At 61.6% G+C, this 19,961-nt stretch carries 17 protein-coding genes; 6 read left to right on the top strand and 11 right to left on the bottom strand.

The window, feature by feature from the left end; all coding sequences use genetic code 11:
- Positions 1 to 21 precede the first annotated feature (21 nt).
- From GG26_RS04200 to GG26_RS04180, 5 genes are all read right to left on the bottom strand, one after another.
- Positions 22 to 1,788 (bottom strand): ABC transporter ATP-binding protein, encoded by a 1,767-nt coding sequence (locus GG26_RS04200; RefSeq protein ID WP_099816169.1) that lies wholly within the window; start codon positions 1,786 to 1,788, stop codon positions 22 to 24.
- 59 nt (positions 1,789 to 1,847) lie between these two features.
- The gene (locus GG26_RS04195) at positions 1,848 to 3,026 is read right to left on the bottom strand and encodes a 1-deoxy-D-xylulose-5-phosphate reductoisomerase (protein WP_414389029.1); all 1,179 of its coding nucleotides are present in this window, start codon (positions 3,024 to 3,026) and stop codon (positions 1,848 to 1,850) included.
- Between the two features lie 138 nt (positions 3,027 to 3,164).
- Positions 3,165 to 3,503, bottom strand: a complete 339-nt coding sequence (locus GG26_RS04190) for a hypothetical protein (RefSeq protein WP_414389027.1) — start codon at positions 3,501 to 3,503, stop codon at positions 3,165 to 3,167.
- Positions 3,500 to 3,928 carry a ParA family protein gene (locus GG26_RS04185; RefSeq protein ID WP_168175279.1) on the bottom strand — a complete coding sequence of 143 codons (429 nt, stop codon included), beginning with the start codon at positions 3,926 to 3,928 and terminating at the stop codon, positions 3,500 to 3,502. Before GG26_RS04185 ends, GG26_RS04190 begins: the two co-directional genes overlap by 4 nt.
- Before the next feature lie 4 nt (positions 3,929 to 3,932).
- The gene (locus GG26_RS04180; protein ID WP_168175280.1) at positions 3,933 to 4,121 is read right to left on the bottom strand and encodes a ParA family protein; all 189 of its coding nucleotides are present in this window, start codon (positions 4,119 to 4,121) and stop codon (positions 3,933 to 3,935) included.
- A gap of 194 nt (positions 4,122 to 4,315) precedes the next feature.
- Between GG26_RS04180 and GG26_RS04175 the strand changes: the two genes are divergently transcribed.
- The gene (locus GG26_RS04175) at positions 4,316 to 5,602 is read left to right on the top strand and encodes a trypsin-like serine protease (protein WP_414389025.1); all 1,287 of its coding nucleotides are present in this window, start codon (positions 4,316 to 4,318) and stop codon (positions 5,600 to 5,602) included.
- A gap of 86 nt (positions 5,603 to 5,688) precedes the next feature.
- Entirely contained in the window at positions 5,689 to 5,874 is a 186-nt protein-coding gene (gene rpsU, locus GG26_RS04170; RefSeq protein WP_011429105.1) for a 30S ribosomal protein S21, read from the top strand.
- A 62-nt stretch (positions 5,875 to 5,936) separates the two neighbouring features.
- On the opposite strand, the gene GG26_RS04165 is transcribed toward rpsU, so the two are convergent.
- Complete coding sequence (locus GG26_RS04165) at positions 5,937 to 6,116, bottom strand: hypothetical protein (protein ID WP_011429104.1); 180 nt, start codon at positions 6,114 to 6,116, stop codon at positions 5,937 to 5,939.
- Between the two features lie 408 nt (positions 6,117 to 6,524).
- Between GG26_RS04165 and treZ the strand changes: the two genes are divergently transcribed.
- Complete coding sequence (gene treZ / locus GG26_RS04160) at positions 6,525 to 8,363, top strand: malto-oligosyltrehalose trehalohydrolase (RefSeq protein ID WP_240527760.1); 1,839 nt, start codon at positions 6,525 to 6,527, stop codon at positions 8,361 to 8,363.
- Here the strand turns inward: treZ and GG26_RS04155 are convergent.
- Complete coding sequence (locus GG26_RS04155) at positions 8,360 to 9,874, bottom strand: FAD-binding oxidoreductase (RefSeq protein ID WP_414389022.1); 1,515 nt, start codon at positions 9,872 to 9,874, stop codon at positions 8,360 to 8,362. The two genes, treZ and GG26_RS04155, sit on opposite strands and share 4 nt — an antisense overlap.
- Positions 9,875 to 9,890: 16 nt before the next feature.
- Positions 9,891 to 11,213, bottom strand: coding sequence for a four-carbon acid sugar kinase family protein (locus tag GG26_RS04150; RefSeq protein ID WP_414389020.1), 1,323 nt, complete (start codon positions 11,211 to 11,213; stop codon positions 9,891 to 9,893).
- Between the two features lie 207 nt (positions 11,214 to 11,420).
- Here GG26_RS04150 and phoU point away from each other — a divergent pair, with 207 nt between their 5' ends.
- The 3 genes from phoU (at position 11,421) to clpB (ending at position 17,240) form a co-directional block, all read left to right on the top strand.
- Positions 11,421 to 12,062 carry a phosphate signaling complex protein PhoU gene (gene phoU, locus GG26_RS04145; protein ID WP_099812588.1) on the top strand — a complete coding sequence of 214 codons (642 nt, stop codon included), beginning with the start codon at positions 11,421 to 11,423 and terminating at the stop codon, positions 12,060 to 12,062.
- Positions 12,063 to 12,119: 57 nt separating this feature from the next.
- Positions 12,120 to 14,405: a ribonuclease R family protein gene (locus tag GG26_RS04140; protein ID WP_099812589.1), complete on the top strand. Its 2,286-nt coding sequence runs from the start codon at positions 12,120 to 12,122 to the stop codon at positions 14,403 to 14,405.
- A gap of 192 nt (positions 14,406 to 14,597) precedes the next feature.
- Positions 14,598 to 17,240 carry an ATP-dependent chaperone ClpB gene (gene clpB / locus GG26_RS04135; RefSeq protein ID WP_414389017.1) on the top strand — a complete coding sequence of 881 codons (2,643 nt, stop codon included), beginning with the start codon at positions 14,598 to 14,600 and terminating at the stop codon, positions 17,238 to 17,240.
- 9 nt (positions 17,241 to 17,249) lie between these two features.
- Here clpB and GG26_RS04130 read toward each other — a convergent pair whose 3' ends face one another.
- The 3 genes from GG26_RS04130 to GG26_RS04120 all read right to left on the bottom strand — a co-directional run bounded on the left by GG26_RS04130 (position 17,250) and on the right by GG26_RS04120 (position 19,868).
- Positions 17,250 to 17,651: a SaoD/DsrE family protein gene (locus GG26_RS04130; protein WP_414389015.1), complete on the bottom strand. Its 402-nt coding sequence runs from the start codon at positions 17,649 to 17,651 to the stop codon at positions 17,250 to 17,252.
- Between the two features lie 338 nt (positions 17,652 to 17,989).
- Positions 17,990 to 19,312, bottom strand: coding sequence for a dihydroorotase (locus tag GG26_RS04125; protein WP_414389013.1), 1,323 nt, complete (start codon positions 19,310 to 19,312; stop codon positions 17,990 to 17,992).
- A gap of 121 nt (positions 19,313 to 19,433) precedes the next feature.
- Positions 19,434 to 19,868, bottom strand: a complete 435-nt coding sequence (locus GG26_RS04120) for a type IV pilin protein (RefSeq protein ID WP_099812592.1) — start codon at positions 19,866 to 19,868, stop codon at positions 19,434 to 19,436.
- Between the last annotated feature and the right edge of the window lie 93 nt (positions 19,869 to 19,961).

Genomic DNA, 19,961 nt, shown 5'->3' with positions numbered 1-19,961 from the left:
CAGATCTCTCCCCGAGAAAACCTAGGCCAGGGCCTCTTCCAGCTTCTGCTTGGCCCAGAGACGGGCGTAGAGCCCCTGGGGATCTGCCAGCAACTGGGCATGGGATCCCTGCTGCACGATGCGGCCCTTGTCCATGACCCAGATCTGATCCGCCTCCACCGCCGCCGTGAGGCGATGGGTAATGAAGATCGCCGTTTTCTGGGCCCTGGCCTGGCGCAGGTGGCGGAGAATGGCCTGGGCCGTCTGGTTGTCCACGCTGGAGAGACAGTCATCCAGGATCAAAATCGGCGCATCCACCAGCAGAGCCCGCGCCAGGGCCACCCGCTGCCGCTGGCCGCCAGAAAGGGTGATGCCCCGCTCCCCCACCAGCGTGTCGTAGCCCTTGGGAAAGGTGAGGATCTCGGCGTGGATGTGGGCGGCCTTGGCGGCCCATTCCACCTCCCAGTCTTCGGCATCCGGCTTGCCGTAGCGGATGTTATCCCGAACACTGGCGCTGAACAGAAAGCTCTCCTGGGGCACGTAGGCAATGGCCCGCCGCAGGGATCCCAGTTGGAGCTGGGTGATGTCCTGCCCATCCAAAAACAGTTGCCCCGGCTGGATCTCCAGCAGGCGGGGCAGGGCATTGGCCAGGGTGGATTTGCCCGCCCCAATCGGCCCCACCACCGCCACCAATTGGCCCGGCTCGACGCAAAAGTGCAGATCCTGCAGCGCCGGCGTTGCGGATCCTGTGTCGGCATAGGCAAAAGTCAGGCCCCTGGCCTCGATACGCCCCTGCACCTGTTCCAGAGGTAGGGGTAGAGCCTGGGGAGCATCGCGGATGGTGGGCTCTACCCGCAGCAGGGCGTCGATCCGCTCCAGGCTGACCTGGCCCCGCTGGTAGGCAGTGATGGTAAAGCCCAGCAGAGTGGTGGGAAACACCAGCCGTTCCACGTAGAGGGTGAGGGCAGAAAAATCCCCAATCGTCAGCGTCCCGGCGGCAATCTGGGGTCCGCCCACCGCCAGCAGCAGCAGCAGGCTCAGGCTGACCAAGGCCACCAGGGAAGGAAAAAGCAGGTTGCGGGTGAGGGCCAGGCGCAAATTGGCCTGCAGCAGCCGCTCGTTGCGGCGGCGAAACTCCCTCTGCTCGTGCTCTTCCTGGGCATACACCTTGATCAGGGCAATGCCGTTCATGTCCTCCTGGATGAGATCGCTTAGATCCGCCAGCTCCTGCTGCACCTGGAGCTGCTCCTGCTGCAGACGGGAGCTGCTCAACTTCACCAGCACCAGCATCACCGGAAACACCGATAGGGCCAGGGCGCTCAGACGCGGCTCAATGCCAAACATGGCCGGCAAGGTGGTGCCGTAGGCAAAGATTGTGTTGGTCGAGTTGAGCAGGGCAAAGCCCAACAGGCGGCGGACATTTTCCACATCGCTGGTGATGCGGGTGAGGATATCCCCAACCGTCTGCTGGGCAAAGTAGGAAGGCTGCAGCGTCAGCAAATGCTCGAAGATGGCCTGCTTGAGGCGGAACTCCACCTGCCGCCCCACGCCAAACATCCACACCCGCGAGGCGATGCGAATGCCCATCATCAGGCTGGAGACGATCAACACCGTCAGGGCGTAAAGTGCAATGCGCTGCGGCGACAGGGCGGCCAAGTTCTGGCTGAGATCGTCGATGGCCAGCTTGACGTACCAGGGCAGGAACACCCCCAGGCCGTTTACCACCAGCAGGGATCCAATGCCCAGCGCCACCTGCCGGCGATAGGGGCGCAGATAATGGGCCAGTTGTCGGAGATGGGATCCCGCCACTCAGGTGCTCCTCAAGCCTTTTCCCACTCTAGCGCTGTGCCGGATCCCCCCGGTAGGGATCAGGCCAGAACTTGGGCCGGGGCCTGCTGCGCCAGCAGCTCCACCTGTTGCCGCGCCCAGGCATCCACTTCCAGAATGTCCTCCAGGCTGGGGGCAGGGATGACCTGGTGCCGCTCGCACACCTGCTCCAAAAGGCGAGGGATGTCCAAAAAGCGGATGCGCTCCTGTAGGAAGAGGGCCACCGCCGCTTCGTTGGCGGCATTCAACACTGCCGGCAGGGTTCCTCCTGCCTGTCCAGCAGCATAAGCCAGTTGTAGGCAAGGGTACTTGCGGTGATCCGGAGCCTTAAAAGTGAGGGATCCCAGCTTGACCAAATCGAGGGGATCCCAAGGGGTGGCTAAGCGCTCCGGCCAACTGAGGCCATAGAGGATGGGCAGGTGCATATCCGGCCAGCCCAACTGGGCCAGAACAGAAGTATCTGCCAGCTCGATCAAGGAGTGGACAATGCTCTGGGGGTGGATGAGGACCTCGATCCGGTCATAATCCAAACCAAACAGCCAGTGGGCCTCGATCACCTCCAGGCCCTTGTTCATCAGGGTGGCCGAGTCGATGGTGATCTTGCGCCCCATCACCCAGTTGGGGTGTTTGAGGGCGTCGGCCAAGGTGACCTGATCTAGTTTTTCGGCAGGCCAATCCCGAAAAGCTCCCCCGGAAGCCGTCAACAAGATCCTGCGCAGGGATCCCGGCGGCACCCCCTGTAGGCATTGAAAGATGGCCGAATGCTCCGAGTCCACCGGGATGAGCTTGACGCCGTACTCTCGTACCAGGGGCAGCACCACCGGGCCGCCTGCCACCAGGGTTTCTTTGTTGGCCAGGGCAATGTCTTTGCCGGCGCGGATAGCGGCCAAGGTGGGCAAGAGGCCGGCACAGCCAACGATCCCGGTCACCACCCGCTGGGCCGCCGGGTGGGCCGCCACCTGACACAGCCCCTCCGTTCCCGCCACTAGCTCTGGCAGAGGTTGCAGGCCGCTCAGCAGGGATCGCAGCTCCGGCAGCAGCTCCTCCCGCCCGATGGCTACAATTTGAGGCCGAAACCGCCGCACCTGCTCGGCCAAGAGAGTGACGTTGCTGTGGCTGCTCAAGCCAACAACCCGAAAGCGATCAGGATACTGGGCTACCAAGTCTAGGGTTTGGGTGCCAATAGAGCCGGTGGAGCCGAGCAGGGTGATGGCTTGCATAAGGGATCCCTTTTGCACCAGTCAATTTAATCAACTTGAGGAGAAGGAGCGCAAAAAAACCGCTGCCCTTACGGCGCATTGTGCCCTAGCGCTCCACCTCGCAGAGGGGTAGGCCTGCCTCCCGCCCTCATCTTATTCCTATCTGGGCTGGTCTGCTCCACCTGAGGCCAGCCCTCTCGATGACAAGGGATCCTCCGAGGGCCAGGCGTTAGCCGATTGAGAGCGCAGCCACTGGGCGAGCAGAGCCTCGATCAACTCCGAGAGGTCTTGATCCGATTCCAGCAGGAGGCGCTTCACAGCTCGGTGCGTCTCTTTGGAAATGTAGGCCGTCAGCTTGACGTACTCAGAGCTGTTGGGCTTGGCGCCTGCTTCCGGCGGCTCAGGGATCTTGTAGGCTTGGGCGCTCAGTTTTTTGGGGGCAGGGCGAGCCGGGATCCCCTCTGGCTGTCGGTCGAGCAGGCGCTTAAACTTGCTCATGACAGGATTTCCTCTCCCACCGCAACGTAGTCTGACCAGGCTTGCTTGGCTCTGGGATCCGGGATCTCGTTGACACAGACTCCCTCCAGGGCAGCCTGCTGAAAGGCCACCGTGCGGCGAATCGAATGGTGGCAGAGCGGGATCCCGGCCTGTTGGAGAAAGCTGCGGGCCTCGGCCCCATCCCGGTTGGGCCAGGGGGGAACCAGCGTCAGCAAAACTTTGCAGTGTTTTGCCCCCAAACGGTTCAGGGCGTTAACAGTCAGCATCAGAGCATCCAGGGCCAGGGCATCTGGAGAACAGGGCAAAAGCAATACTTCACACCGCTCCGCCAGCAGGCTCAACTGTTCGGGGGTGGGGCGGGCGGGGGTGTCGATCAGCGTATGCTGAAAGCTCGTGGGCGTGGGCGTGGTGGGATCCCCGGCCACCACTTTAGACAGGAAAGGGAGAGCCGCGTTCTGCCCAGCGAGAAGCAGAGCGATTGGGATCGGCGTCGAGCAGCAGCGACACCTGGGGTGTACCTGCCTGGGCTGCGCACCGTTGTTGAAGGTAGAGGGCCAGATGGACCGCCGTGGTGGTTTTGCCCACACCTCCTTTGAACCCCAAGACCGCGATATTCATCTGCCACACACCCTCCCACCCTGGTTTTACTGCCCAGGTGCACGGGCGGCAAGAGGCAAAAGTGGGCATTGGGGTCTTGGGGCAACTCGGGAGAGCCGGCCGCGGGGGGAAGCGTTCCCGGTTGCGCAATCCTTAGGCTTCGCTGGTAGGATATCCTTGGCTGGCACAACCGGCTGGCCTCGGAGAATCTGACCATGCCTCATCTCTCGCCATCCCATTCCCCCCTTGGCTTGGCTCGCTCCTGGTCTGTTCTGCTGGGGTTGAGTCTGGCCTTGAGTGTGAGCGCCTGTGGCGGTGGCGGTTCCAGTCGCCCGCTTCCCCCAGTCTCAGCTCCTCCCACAGGACGAATTGAGGGATCCCATTTCGACGATCTCAACGGCAATGGGCTGCGGGATCCGGGGGAGCCGGGGCTGCCGGGCATCGCCACGTTTTTGGACTTAAACGGCAATGGCCGCCTCGACCCGGGGGAGCCCAGCACCGTCAGCGACGGCGGCGGCAACTTCCGCTTCTCCAACTTGCCCCCTGGCACCTACCGCGTCACCGCCCTTTTGCCCCCAGGGCGAATCTTCACCACGCCGCGCTCAGGCTTGGGGCTGGAGCGGATTGTGGGCGGCAGTCCTGCTCCCGAAGGAGCCTTTCCCTGGATGGTGGCTTTGCTGAGGGCGGCTGAGCCAGATCCTTTTCAGGCGCTGTTTTGCGGCGGATCCCTGATCGCGCCGGAGTGGGTAGTTACCGCTGCCCATTGTCTTTTCGACGAACAAGGCGAGCAGGTAATGAGTGCCCAAAATCTGGATCTGCTGTTGGGTACCAACCGCTTGCAAATCGGTGCCGGCCAGCGAATTCAGGCTGCGCAAATTGTTATCCACCCCAACTACGACCCCCGACGAGGGACAGAGGGGGGGAATGACATTGCCCTGGTGCGCCTCTCTCGGCCAGTGGCCCTGCCTACCCTGCCGCTGGTGCAGCCCAACCAAACCAACCTGACAGCCCCCGGCACGTTCGCCACCATCCTCGGCTGGGGAGCCACCTTCCCCAGGGCCCTGGATCAAGAACCCAGCGGCTTTACCCGAGATTTGCAGCAGGCCACCGTTCCCATCGTCTCCAATGCGGTGTGCAATGCGCCCCAATCCTACGATGGCACCATTTTGGATACTATGCTCTGCGCCGGCTTTCCCCAGGGAGGAGTCGATGCGTGTAAGGCTGATAGCGGTGGGCCTTTGATTGTGTCCAGTGGCACGGGTTTTGCCCTGGCCGGAATCACCAGTTTTGGCATCGGCTGCGCCCAGCCCAATTTCTATGGGGTGTATACGCGGGTGTCTAGCTTCGCCGGTTTTGTGCAATCGGTAATCGGCAGTGCCCCCAGCCCAACTCCAGCACCACCCTCCCCTCCACCCCCCACTGGGACAACGGCCTCATTTGTTGTGAATTTGAGGGAAGGTGAGGTGGTTTCGGGCCTCAACTTTGGCAGCCGCGCCCTGTAACCGTCAGCAGCAGGGCGGAGATGGTTTAGGATAGGGATCCCGATTGTGCTTTCGTTCTACTCATCGACGGAGGAGATAGCTTCTTTATGACTCAAGTGACGATTGGCGAAAACGAAGGGATCGAATCGGCGCTGCGCCGCTTCAAGCGCCAGGTCTCCAAGGCGGGCATTCTGCGGGATCTGCGCAACCATCGCCACTTTGAAACCAACCTGGAAAAGCGCAAGCGCAAAGCGGTAGCCATGCGGCGCAACCGCCGTAAGTCCATGGCCTAGGCAATTCTCAGTAGTCTGAACTTGGCTTGTGGCTATACAAGGTAGCCAAACCAGGGTTCGGCTTAGTTTTTCGGATCCCCAACGAGGCTAGCCTTCAGGGATCCGCTCAACACCTTAACTTCCAGCACCAGTTTCTCGCCGGCAAACCTCTTCGGCAAGGGAGGAAAGGGGGCGGAGCGCCGAATAGCGCTGAGCACGCCTGCATCCAGAAGGGAATCCGCCGAGGGGGTTTGCAGGTGCAACTTCCCCTAGGGTTCTTTTGAGCCAGGTGCCCTCTTGCCTGGCTGGCTCCTTCTCAGCAGGGGAAGCAGGAGAGTTTAGGTTCTTTGACACTCCCACCCAGGGGATTCTTACGCAGCTCAAAATGGACTCGCGAAGGCGCTTTCAACACGCCCCTAGACAGTTCTTTGAGGCATAACCTCAAAGTTCTGCTTACTTCGGACTTAAGTTCCTCCAGGTTAGTTATTGCCGCGCGGGTTTTGCACCGCAGTAGGTCGTTTTCCTGGAGAAGCTCTGTACTAGCTAAAAGAAGCAACTAAAGTTGCTCAAGGGCTTTTCCGCCCCGTACTAAAGTACGGGGCTACCAAGCTATCCTTTTGTGTAGGGGAGCAAGGCGCTATAGTAGAAGCCAAGTTGTGCAGACAGGTTTCGTGCTTCAGACTTCTCCTCCGCTCGGACGGATGGGCGCCTATCCCTTGGGGCAGGGCCGCTATCGCTTCTCGGTATGGGCGCCCTTAGTCGAACAAGTGGAGCTGAAGATAATCAGCCCTGTCCAACAGGTTATCCCTCTCAAGCAGGAGGAGCAGGGCTATTGGCAGGCGGAGGTGGAGGGGATCCCGCCGGGGCCGGTGGACTACCTCTACCGTCTGCACACCGCAGCGGGGGTGGTGGAGCGGCCAGATCCCGCTTCCCGCTGCCAGCCCTACGGCGTCCACGGCCCATCGCGGGTGGTGGATCCCCACTTCGACTGGCAGGATCAGGGCTGGCGGGGGATCCCGCTCTCCCAGTGGATCCTCTACGAGCTCCATGTAGGCACCTTTACCCCAGAGGGCACCTTTGCCGCCCTGATCCCTCGCCTGCCGCACCTGGTGGAGCTGGGGGTCAACGTGCTGGAGCTGATGCCGGTGGCCCAGTTTCCGGGGGAGCGCAACTGGGGCTATGACGGCGTCTATCCCTATGCCGTGCAGGCCAGCTATGGGGGAGCAGCGGGCCTGAAAGCACTGGTCAACGCCTGCCATCAGCAGGGCCTGGCGGTTGTTTTGGATGTGGTCTACAACCACCTGGGGCCGGAGGGGAACTACCTGCGGGACTTTGGCCCCTACTTCACCGACAAGTACCGCACTCCTTGGGGAGAGGCCCTCAACTTCGACGACCGCTCCTCCGACGGCGTGCGGGAGTTTTTCCTGCAAAATGCCGAGTACTGGCTAGAGGAGTTTCACCTGGACGGCCTGCGGCTGGACGCGGTGCACGCCATCTACGACTTCAGCGCCCACCCTTTTTTGCAAGAATTGGCGGAGCGGGTAGATGCCCTAGAAGCGCGCAGCGGCTGGCCTAGGGTTCTGGTAGCGGAAAGCGACCTCAACGATGTCCGCCTCATCACCCCCCGCGAGCAGGGGGGCTACGGGCTAGATGCCCAGTGGTGCGACGACTTCCATCACTCGGTTCACACCCTGCTGACCGGGGAAAAGACAGGCTACTACCAAGACTTTGGCCAATTGGAGCACCTAGCCAAGGCCTACCGCGAAAGCTACGTCTATTCCGGCCAGTACTCCCCCTACCGCGGCAGGCGCCACGGCAATTCCGCCATCGGCAGGCCGGGATCCCAGTTTGTCATCTGCATCCAAAACCACGACCAGGTGGGCAACCGCAGGCTGGGAGAGCGCCTCAGCCAGCTCACTTCTTTTGAAGGTCTCAAGTTGGCTGCCGCTGCTTTGCTGCTGGCCCCCATGCTGCCGCTGCTGTTTATGGGGGAAGAATACGGGGAGGTGGCGCCGTTTCTGTATTTTGTCAGCCACGGGGATCCCGACCTGGTGGAAGCGGTGCGGCAGGGACGGCGCCGCGAGTTCAGCGCCTTTGCCTGGCAAGGGGAGGTGCCGGATCCCCAAGCGGAAGAGACTTTCTTGCGCTCGAAGCTCAACTGGGAACTGGGCCACGCCGGCCATCACCAGGTCTTGCGGCGGTGGTACCAAACCCTCATTCACTTGCGCAAGACCCTGGCGCCGCTGCAAAACCTGGAGCGGAACTCGGTGGAGGTGGAGCTGTTTGCCCAAACTGGCCTGGCCCTGCACCGCCACCAGGGATCCCAAGCTGTCCTGGCCCTGTTGAACTTCAGCCCCGACCAGGTGGTCACCTACGCCCAATGGCCCGGCGGCAGTTGGCAGAAGCTTCTAGATAGCGGCGACCAGGGATCCTCCCTGCCGGCAAAAAACCAAGGGGAGCCCGTTGAGATACCGCCCTATGGGGTGGTGGTGTACGGCCAGAACACCTAGGAGAGGTGATCCCGGCCGCAGCCGTAGCGCCAGGCCTCGCGCCGCCGCTTCCAAAAGTAGTCTTGCGGGGTTGCTTCTGGGCGGTCAGCTAGCCTTTGCAAAAGCTCGTAGAGGCCGAGGGCGCCGAAGTGGCCCGCCCATTCCACCAGCTCCGGCAAGCCCAGCCGGGGCAAAAGCTCGACTACCAGCCAGGGATCCCGCCTCATCACGCCCCACAGCGCTTGGGCCAAGCCGCCCAACTGCACCACATCCTGCAAAAAGGGCTGCACCACCTGGGGGCCGGCGGCCATCATGGCCTCAAACACTCTGCTCAACAAGCGGTTAATGCTGTTGGGATCCCAGTTTTTCTCCGCCAAAGGGGGGATCATCGCCTTCTGAAACAGCCAGGTCACCGCCAAATTGGGCTGGTAGGGCTGCAGCAGGGCCAGGGCCGCCCGGTCGAGCTGCCGCTGCGCCAGGGCCTCGTGGATCCCCTGTTGCAGGCGATCCAGGTGGCGCAACATCGCCCCAAAGCCGCCAAAGCTCAAGGGCGACTGGCTGCCGCTGCTGTCTCCCACTGCCAAGAGGCGATCCCAGGGCAGTTGCAGCGGGCTGCGGCGGTAGGCGGGGAAAACGCCACCCAGCTTGCGCACCCAGCGGATCTGCGCCAGCTCGGCCCCCTGGTAGGCAGGGAGCAGCCGGCAGTAGTCCTGCCACAGCCTCTCCAGACTGGGTCGGCGGGGATCCCGGTCGCAGTAGGTAAACAAGTAGGTGGTGCGCCCATCGCGGGCGGGGAAAGCTTCCCAAAAGGGCTGGTAGCCGTTCTGGGCGGGGGTAAAGCTGTAGAACAGATCCCCAGTGGGTTGGTCGGGCAGCCCCTGGGCACAGGATCCCACCACCAGACAGACGCTGTCCGGCGGCTGCCCTTGGCGGGCCTGGGCCACGATGGGGGAGCGGTGCCCCATGGCATCCACCAGGAGTTGGGCGCTGAGCTGGCCGGCGGTGGTCTGGATGCGGATCCCATCGGGGTGGACCGTGGCGCTGAGAAACCCGGTCTGCTCCCGCACCTGGCCCCCCCAGTCTAGGAAATGCTGCTTGAGGAACTCCAGCAAGCCGACCGGATCCACGCCCACATTCAGCACCCCTTCCACCCACCAGGTGGGACCCTCCCCAAAGCCAATGCGCCCACTGGGGTAGTGGGTCACCTGGATTGCCTCCCACTCTGTCGGGGTGAGCAGCTCCAGTTCTAACAACACCTGCAGCTCCTGCCGCGAGGTGTTCCACTCCTGCTCCCGCCCCCGCAAGATGCCGCGCTCGATCAGGATCACCCGCCAGCCTCGCCGGGCCAAAGCCGCCCCCAAGAGAATCCCCAGGGTGCCGCCGGCAATCACCACATCGGCATCCCGGCTGCCCAGGCGCTCAGAACAGCGGTGCACCACCGCCGGAGGCAACACCGTTGGCCCCTGCCGCAGGGATCCCCACCAGGCCTCCAAGGCAGGCAGAGCTTCAGGGGGGGAGATGAGTTCAGCCATGGTGATTTCCTCCAGGCTAGACTAGCCCGCGGCTGTGGAGGCGACGGTGGATTAAAACCAACGTATCCGCCTCGCCGACATTGCCCGGAAACAACACCACCGGCAGGTTGGGAAAGCGGGGATGATCGGACGGGGTGATCACCATCGAGATCCCAGGGTAAATTTGCCCCAGCAGACGCACCGCCGGCAAGTTGAGGCCAACGCTGAGGGTGTCGTTGGAGGTGATGCCGCCCTTGCTGATGAGATAGCCGATCCCTTCCGGCAGCCCCTGCACCACACCCATCAACAACCGGGAAACCTTCTGCCCAAAAGCTAAGCGCATTTCTACGGCGTCCTTTTCGAACGTCAGTTCCTCTCGGCTGGTGTAGACCACCGGCGTCAGACCCTTCTCGTAGGCGCTGTGAACTTGGGCCAGGATCCCTGGCAGCAGCTCCGCGTCGGGATCCAATAGTCGCCTCACCTCCACCTCGATGCCTTGGGTTTCAGGCTCCTGCAGAAGGCGGGCCAACTGCTGGCTGGACTTTTGCACATGGGATCCCACAATCACCACCCCTGGCCGGTCGGAGCGGACAAACTGCCCCATCTGCTCTGGCAGAACCGGCTGTGGCGGCAACTGGGCCAAAGCCGTCAAGAGGCTGGCGGCGCTGCGGAACAAAAAGCGCTTCCCCTGCTCTATAGCCGCCCAAACATCCTGGGCAAAGCGATCCAGATCCGCCTGAGTTTCTCCATCCACCACACAGCAGACATTCCCCTCCAGCCTCAAAAGCCGCTCCAGACAGCCGGCGCGGATCTGCTCCAGGGTCAGTCGCACCACCTGCTCGGCCCGGATCCGCCCCTGGGTTTTCTCCTGCACATAGTCCGGCAAATAGCTGTGGTGGTAGCCAAACACCGCATCCCGAGCAAACTCCGTCTCATGCACCGGGATCCAGCGGCCCTCCACCCGCAGGTAATGGGTGCTCTGCCGCGTGATGCGCCCCCCTTCAAAAAAAGCCGGCACCAGAAAATGAGCATCGAAGGGCCCCAGCTCCGCTGCCATCACATCGGTTTCCAAGGGGTAGTGCCCCCGCAAAGTCGAGTCGGAGCGGCTGATAAAAAGGGCCCGCTCCCACCCCAGCTCTCCCATGGCCTGCTTCAGGGCCCGGCAGACCGACCGCGTCACCTCGGCAGCCTCCGCCGCTGGCAGGGATCGGGTGTTGGTGAGGATAAAGCGAATCGGCGAGCTATCCTGCAGCCCTAGCTTGAGTGTTTGCGGATCCCAGCGGGTGAGGAGCAAGCAACTGTGAACGGTTTGGGATCCGGTGGGATCATCGTCCAACACAACGATAGGGGGGAGAGCCATGAGACCGTCTCAATGACAAAGCAACCCGAGAACTCCAGACAGACGAATCCCCCTCAAAGGGCAACCGCTATTTTCATCTTCCCCCAAGTTGGCCATCTTCCCTGCCTCTATTCCAGGCGAAGTTTGCCATGATTGAGATCAACTGGCTCTGGTGATCCAAAACGACTGCAGACATTTCCCCCCTGCCCACATTCATGGGAGAAAGCCATGGGGCAAGCCGAGCTACAACTTCACATCAAACGGGTACAGCAGGATGTGCTGCGCATGGGGGCGCTGGTGGAAAAGTCGGTGGTCTTGGCCCAGCAGGCCCTGTTTGAACAGAACTTGGCCGCCGCCGAACAGGTGATCGCCCAAGACAAGCAAATTGACCGTTTTTATCGTCAAATCGAGAAAGACTGTATTAATTTGATTGCCTTGCGCTCCCCGGTGGCGCGGGATCTGCGCTGGATCAGTACCCTGATGCAACTGGTACGCGATTTGGAGCGGATTGGCGACTACGCCAAAGATTTGGCCGAAGTGGCCCTGCGCTTGGTCATGTACCCGCCGCCCCCGGAGCTGAGCTGCATTCGCCTGATGATGCAGCGCTGCCAGAAAATGCTCAGCCACAGCCTGGCCGCCCTGACGGAGTTGGATGCCGAGCTGGGCCGACAACTGAAGCGGGAAGACGACGCCGTTGATGAAGACTACACCAACCTTTACAATACGTTGGCGCAGCAGTCTGACATCAAGGGATCGATCGAGCCTATCCTGTTGATGTTGCTGGCGATCCGCTACCTAGAGCGTCTGGCCGACCACTGCACCAACATCGGTCAGCGAGTAGCCTTTATCGTCACCGGCCACCGCGACTAATCCAAGTGGCTGCGCCTGTCCCTTAATCGCGGCTCTCATTCCCCCTGGATACCCGCAATGGATTTCTCTCGGATTTTTCATCACTTTTTCTCTCAACCTGCCGAGCAATGGACCGATAAAGACGCGCTGCTTGCCCTCCTGCCAGCCTCAGACCCAGAAGCGCCGGAAATGCTCGAGATTGCCCTCGATGGTCTGGTACGGGCGGGGTTTCTCGAACGGACAGGGGATCCGCCCCGCTATCGGCGTAAGCCGGATGAATCCTTGGTGGTGGGGCGTTTGCGCTGTTCCAGCAAGGGCTTTTGCTTTGCCGTGCGGGATGAACCGGGGGCAGAGGATGTGTATATCCACGGCAGCAACCTTAGCGGCGCTTGGAACGGCGACCAAGTGATAGCCCGGATTACCAAAGAAGGCAATCGCCGCCGCAGCCCAGAGGGAGAGGTGGTAGCTGTTGTGGAACGGGCCAATCCCACTCTCGTGGGCCGCCTCAAACAGACGGAAGAGGGTTTCCGGGTGGTGCCTCTGGATGACCGGCTGCTGTTCGAGCTGGCCTTGACCGAGGGATCCCCTGCCGAGCTGGCGGAAGGTCGGGTGGCCTATGTGGAAGTGGAGCGCTACCCGCTGGGCAACTTGCCCCCCGTGGGCACGATTCGCAAGATCTTGGGCAATGGCCCGGAGGCGTCCATCGATGCGGATCTGGTCTGCTGCAAGTACGACCTGCCCCAGGAGTTTCCCCCGGCGGTGCTGGAGGCTGCGGCAACTCTGCCCAAAAAGCTGAGCCGCTCCGACCAAAAGAACCGTCGCGATCTGCGGGACTGGTTTTGCGTCACGCTGGAGCCGCTGGACTTGCAGCACCCCCACGGCCTCGAGCCCAACGTGGCCGTCTCCCTGCAGCGGCAAGAAGAGGGCCACTGGCTGCTGGGGGTGCACATTGCCGATGTAGCCCACTGGCTGGATCCGGATCACCCCCTGGAGCGGGAGGCGCAGCGGCGCACCGCCACGGTTTACCTGGATAGCGTGGTGCTGCCCCTTTTCCCGCCGGAAGTGCACAGCCGCCTGGCTCTGTTGCCGCAGCAGGAGCGTCTGGCCTACTCGCTGCTGCTGACCATTGACCCCGAAGGGGTGGTGCGCAACTTCGAGATCCACCCCAGCCTGGTGCAGTCGCGGGCCCACCTCTCCTACGGCCAGGTGCAGGCTCTCTTGGCCACCGCCGCGGATCTGGGCCCCGATGAGGAGGTGCCGGAGTTGATGGCCCTGCTGCAAAACCTGCTCCGTCTCAGCCAAGTCCTGCGAGTCAAGCGCCACCAGGCAGGCGGGTTCGATCTGCCCCTGTTGGATTTGCTCACCCCCTACTCTGCCGATGAAAGCGGCTATGGGCCCCTGCTGGTCAGCGATCGCCTCGGCGCCCACGCCCTGATGACCGAAATTCTGCTGCTGGCCAACCAAACCTTGGGCCACCATTTGCGCCAATTGGGGATCCCTTCGTTGGCCCGCGTGCAGAAGCCCCCCACCGCTGAGGCCCTGCAGAACTTTTTGCGTCTGGCCAACGCCATGAAGCTGGATCTGAACTTGCAGGATCCAGAAGCTGTGACGTTAGCCGATTGGCAGCGGATCTGTGCCCGCATCACCGCCCCCGATGTCTTGGCCGCAGGGACTAGCCCAGCCTTGGTGGCCCAGTTGTTGGCTACTCTGCCCCCCGTCGAGTATTGCCTGCAGCCGCTGCAGGAGCCGCTCGGCCATTTTGGCCTTGGCCTCAAAGAGCCCTACGCCTCTTTTACTGCCCCTTTGCGCCGCTATGCCGATTTGCTGAATTTGCGGGCTCTGCACCTAGCCTTGAGCAAAGGACGGGATCGCCGCAGCCCGCGCTCCAAAACCGTGGTGGATCTGCATGGCCCCGGCAGCTACGACCAAATTGATTGGCAGGTGCTGCCGCCAAAAGTGCATGAGGAGTGGCAGGCCTTTCTCCAAGCGCAACTGCCCAAAATCCAGGCGGGATATCAGCTCCATCAACAGGCAGAGCGGGAGCTGATGGGCTTGAAGCGGTGCGAGTTCATGCAAAAACACCTGGGGGAGACGTTCCCCGGCCTGATCGTCAGCGTCCAGAACTACGGCTTTTTTGTGCAGGTGGATCCCATCTTGGCGGAAGGCTTGGTGCGGGTCAGCACCCTGAAAAACGACTGGTACGAATACCGCAGCCGCCAGCAGGCCCTGGTAGGGCGCAAAAGCCGGCGCCAGTTCCGCCTGGGGGATCGGGTGGAGGTGCAGATTAAAAACGTAGACTACTACCGCCAACAAATTGACCTGGCGGTGATCGGCGAGGGACGGCCCTACGAAGAAGAGGAATAAGGCGGGGATCCGTCCATCAATCGCGGTAGGAGGGGACGGTTGTTGCGAACTCCGGCTTTGGCAAAATAGGCGATACCTGGATCGTAGGATGCCAGCAGCGCTTCCCCAAGTCGGCAGCAAGGGCTGAGAGCCCCTTGGCTGCCCCCTGCATTGTCTTCCTATACACTGTAAAAAAACTTCTGCCAAACCCCTATGCAGCCCACCAATCCCAACCAATTTACTGAGAAAGCCTGGAGCGCCATTGTCCAATCCCAAGATGTAGCCCGGCGGCACCAGCAGCAACAGTTGGAAACCGAGCATTTGCTGATCTCCCTTCTGGATCAAGAGGGGGGTCTCACCCAGACCATTTTGCAGCGGGCCGGCCTCGATCCGAGGCTGGTGCGGGATAGAGTGGAAAGCTTTATCAACCAGCAGCCCAAGCTGGCGCGGGTGGATCAGCTCTACCTAGGCCGCGGCCTGGAGACCACGCTGGATCGAGCCGAGGAGTTTCGCAAAGAGTATGGCGATGATTTTATCTCGGTAGAGCACTTGCTTTTGGGATCCCTGGACGACGAGCGGGTGGGCAAGCGCGTTCTAGCACCCCTGGGCTTGACGGTCGAGCGCCTCAAGCCCGTTATCCAACAGGTGCGAGGCAAACAGCGGGTTACCGACAAAAATCCCGAGTCCCGCTACGAGGCCCTGGAGCGCTATGGCCGCGACTTGACCAAGGCCGCCCGCGAAGGGAAGCTGGATCCGGTGATTGGGCGGGACGACGAGATCCGCCGCGTCATTCAGGTGCTCTCCCGCCGCACCAAAAACAACCCCGTCCTCATCGGCGAGCCGGGTGTGGGGAAAACCGCCATTGTCGAGGGCCTGGCCCAGCGCATCAACCGGGGAGACGTGCCGGAGTCGCTGAAAAACCGGCGGGTGATCGCCCTGGATATGGGATCCCTGATTGCCGGCGCCAAGTACCGCGGCGAGTTTGAAGACCGCCTCAAAGCCGTGCTCAAGGAGGTCACCGAATCGGAAGGGCAGATCATCCTCTTCATCGACGAGCTGCACACCGTGGTGGGGGCAGGGGCGGCCGAAGGGGCGATGGATGCCGGCAACCTGCTCAAGCCCATGCTGGCCCGCGGCGAATTGCGCTGCATTGGCGCCACCACCCTGGATGAATACCGCAAGCACATCGAAAAAGACGCCGCCCTGGAGCGCCGCTTCCAGCCGGTGTATGTGGATCAGCCCTCCGTGGAAGACACCATCTCCATCCTGCGCGGCCTCAAAGAGCGCTACGAGCTGCACCACGGGGTCAAAATCAGCGACTCGGCCCTGGTGGCAGCGGCGGTTCTCTCCAACCGCTACATTTCCGAGCGCTTCCTGCCCGACAAGGCCATCGACCTGGTGGACGAAGCGGCGGCCAAGCTGAAGATGGAGATCACCTCCAAGCCCGTCGAATTGGATGAAATCGACCGGCGCATCATGCAACTGCAGATGGAGGAGCTCTCCCTCAAGAAAGAAGACGACCCCGCCTCCAAGGAGCGCCTGGCCAAAATTGAGCAGGAGCTGGCCAACTTGATGGAGCGGCAGCGGGAGCTGAGCGCCCGTTGGCAGATGGAAAAAGAGGCCATCGAGCGCCTGCAAAACCTCAAGGCCGAGCGGGATGCCGTCAAGCTGCAGATTGAACAGGCAGAACAAAAATATGACCTCAACCGCGCTGCCGAGCTCAAATACGGCAAGCTCATGGAGCTGGAGCGCCAGATCCAAGAGCAGGAGGCCCACCTGGCCAAGCTGCAGGCCAACGGCGAGCCCTTGTTGCGGGAGCAGGTGACGCCCGAAGACATTGCCGAGATCGTCTCCCGCTGGACCGGGATCCCGGTCACCAGCCTGATGGAGTCGGAAAAGCAGAAGCTGCTGCGCCTGGAAGCCCACTTGCACCAGCGGGTGGTGGGCCAGGACGAGGCGGTAGCGGCGGTGGCAGCCGCCATCCGGCGGGCCCGGGCCGGCCTCAAGGATCCCAATCGGCCCATCGGCTCGTTCCTGTTCATGGGGCCCACCGGCGTCGGGAAGACCGAGCTGGCCCGCGCCCTGGCGGAGTTCCTCTTCGACACCTCCGAGGCCATGGTGCGCATCGACATGTCGGAGTACATGGAGAAGCACTCCGTCTCCCGCTTGATTGGGGCTCCGCCGGGCTATGTGGGCTACGAAGAAGGCGGGCAGCTCTCGGAAGCGGTGCGGCGGCGCCCCTACTCGGTGGTGCTCTTTGACGAGGTGGAAAAAGCCCACCCTGATGTCTTCAACATCCTGCTGCAGGTGCTGGACGACGGCCGCATCACCGACTCCCAAGGCAGGACGGTGGACTTCAAAAACACCATCATCATCATGACCAGCAACATTGGCAGCGAGCTCATCCTGGAAATTGGCGGCGACGAGAGCCGCTACGAGGAGATGAAAAGCCAGGTGCTGGCCATGCTGCGGCACCACTTCCGGCCGGAGTTCCTCAACCGGGTGGATGAACTGATCATCTTCCACGCTCTAACCAAAGAGCAAATCCGCCAGATCGTCAGCCTGCAGATGCGGCGGGTGGAGCAGTTGCTGGCGGATCAGCAAATTGAAATTGTCCTCACCGAAGAGGCCAAGGACTACCTGGCCGAGCTGGGCTACGACCCCGTGTTTGGCGCCCGCCCGCTGAAGCGGGTAATCCAGCGGGAGATCGAAAACCCCCTCGCCACCAAGCTGCTGGAAAACGAGTTCCTGCCCGGCGACCGCATCCTGGTGGAGGTGGCCAACGAGCGGCTGATCTTCCGCAAGATCGGCTCTCAGCCCCGCCAAGAGCCGCCTGCTGCTGTAGCCGTCAGCTAGGCCAGTTGGCTAGAGGCTGATCACCTGGTCAGGTGGGTTGTCTTGCAAGGCCGCGTAGAGGTCGGGGAAGCAGCCCAGCTGCACCCCTTTGACCACGTTTTTGGGAACACAATGGCCCGGCTCCTTGCGCCCCTGGCCTTTTGAGTCGCACCACTTGGGTTCCCCTTCCGCCAGGTTGCGCTCCAGGGCGCACATGTCGCACATCATCAGCAAAATGTTCTGCGCTTCGGCAATCTTGGCCAGGCGCTCGCCGATGGGATCCCCCTGCCGCAAGACAAAGCAGTTGTCGTCGAAAAAGAACATGCCCACCACTTCCGCGCCGTGTACCCCTGCTTCTAGCTGGGGCAGGATCATCTGGCCCAGCTTGTAGGTGCCGCCGCGGGGGGTGATGAAGACGTAGGCAACTTTCATAGTCGCTCCTTAGGTGTTTTCCAACTTGATTATCATCGATTATCGCCTTCAAAGTAGCACGGCTTACTGAAAGGGCGTAAGACACTCCCCAAGCGTTCCTCGTCACTATCCTCACCCCCAGCCCCTCTCCCAGAGGGAGAGGGGAGTTAGAGCGGCGCGTTCGCGACAGTGTTGCGTGGCAATAACGACGTAACGAACCGTTTCACTGCTATTTGTATAAACTGAGATGGGATCCGGCGCTCTGCTCCTCTTGCTTAAGTAGGGAGAAGCCAAAGCAGCCCAGTGTTCAACCGCTATCTTGAAAGGTTTGAACAGGTGCAACCTCGAAGGGGATCCCCCTAGCGCCGAAAGGTCAGGGCCCTGCCGCGCACTGAGGGATCCACCTGGCCATTTTGGAAGGCGATCTGCCCGCCCACGATGGTGAGCAGCGGCCAGCCCACCAGCTCCCAGCCCTCAAACGGGCTCCAGCCGCATTTGGTGAGCAGCTCTTCCCGCCGCACCGGCTTGGGCGTGTGGCGATCCACCAGCACCAGGTCGGCGTCGTAGCCCACCTGCAGCCGTCCTTTGTTGGGGATCCCGTAGAGGCGGGCGGGCGCCTCGCACATCCACTGCACCACCTGGCGCAGGGTACAGCGGCCCTGCTGGGCGGCAGTCAGCATCAGGGGCAGGGCCGTCTCCACCCCCGGCATGCCGGAGGGGGAGTGGGGGTAGGGCTGGGCTTTTTCGGCCAGGGTGTGGGGGGCATGGTCGGTGGCGATGCAATCGAGGATGCCCTCGTGCAGCCCCTGCCAAAGCTGGGGGAGGGTAGCCGGATCCCGCAGCGGCGGGTTCATTTGGGCCAGGGATCCCAGGCGGGCGTAGTCGGCAGTGCTGAGCAACAGGTGTTGGGGGGTGACCTCGGCGCTGACCCAGGCGGGCTTGTGCCGGCGCAGCAGCTCCACTTCCAAGCCGGTGGAAAGGTGCAAAATGTGCAGGCGATGGCGATAGCGGGTGGCCAGGTCCAAAGCCCGCCGCGAGGCGATGAGCGCCGCTTCCTCGTCCTGGATTTGCGAGTGAACGGCTACGTCCGTGCGTCCGGCAAAAAGAGCTCGGCGGGCCTGAATTCGCGCGTGATCCTCAGCGTGGACAGCAATGACCAGGTTGGGATCCGTTTCGGCAAAGATCCTCTCTAGGGCAGCCTGATCATCCACCAATAGGGGGCCATGCATGGATCCCATGAAGATCTTGATGCCGCAGGCTCCTTGCACCGTCTGCAGCTCCTTCAAGTTATCGGCAGTGGCTCCAATGAAAAAGCCGTAGTTGACGACGCACTTGCTGGCAGCCCGCGCCAATTTGTCCTCCAGCGTTCTCTGGTCAATTGTCGGCGGATCTGTATTGGGCATCTCCAAAAAGCTGGTTACCCCGCCGCGAGCGCAAGCCCAGGATCCCGTCTGCAGGTCTTCTTTGTGCTCCCGGCCTGGCTCGCGGAAGTGAACCTGGGGATCGATCACCCCCGGCATCAGGGTATAGCCCTTGGCATCGATGACCCTAGCCACCCCTTCTGTGGAGAGATGTTGGCCAATCTGGGCAATCCGCCCCTCCTGCACCAGCACATCTCCCACCCAGGGATCCCCTTCCGGTACCACCAGCTCGGCATTGCGGATCAGCAGGCTACTGGCCAAAGCTCCGCTTCCCCTTTCACAGGCGCTTTCAAGATAACACCTGTCGAGCAGGTTAAGAACCGGCCAATCGATGGAACAGCTAGTCGGCAGCTCAAGCTCAAGTTGCCCGAGTCTTGTCTTCCTATCGATAGAGGTTGCAAGAGCTGCGCAGGTCGTAGCCAGAGGCCAAAACCTCTTGCTGGCGATCCCCTAAGCCAAGGTCGCAGCGCAGGAGATCCCCACTAACAGTTGTATGTGTGTGAGACTCAGTCATCCAACGAACGCCGCTTGAGCTGGCAGTGGGAGGAACAACTTCAGGAAGACGATAGTTGGGGGCTTGCCAAGGATCTTGCAAATAGCGATCCCTGTGGATCCCGCCAAATTCAATATCGGCGTAGGCAGGAGGATAAACCATGAAGTCCATTCGGAAAACTTCTGAAGCACCGCCGATAGCTGCTAGAGCTGTCTGGGCTTCTGCAACTCTGGAACGGCGAATGTGGTTAAGAAAATTGGGAATGCTAATAGCAGAGAGAATGCCGACAATTACGATTACCGCCAGCAGCTTGATCAAGGTCATGACGTGCGGAGCTTTAGTTGCTCGACGGCAGAGTATTAGATACAGCCTGTTAAGGGCTCAAGGGGTACAATAGCAGCACTTAGCAAACCAACT

This window comes from Synechococcus sp. 'PEA 65AY6A-5F PE A' (assembly GCF_047462575.1).
Lineage (GTDB): Bacteria > Cyanobacteriota > Cyanobacteriia > Thermostichales > Thermostichaceae > Thermostichus.
Note: the sequence above shows the minus strand (reverse complement) of the source record. Positions and strands in the feature narration are given on the sequence as shown.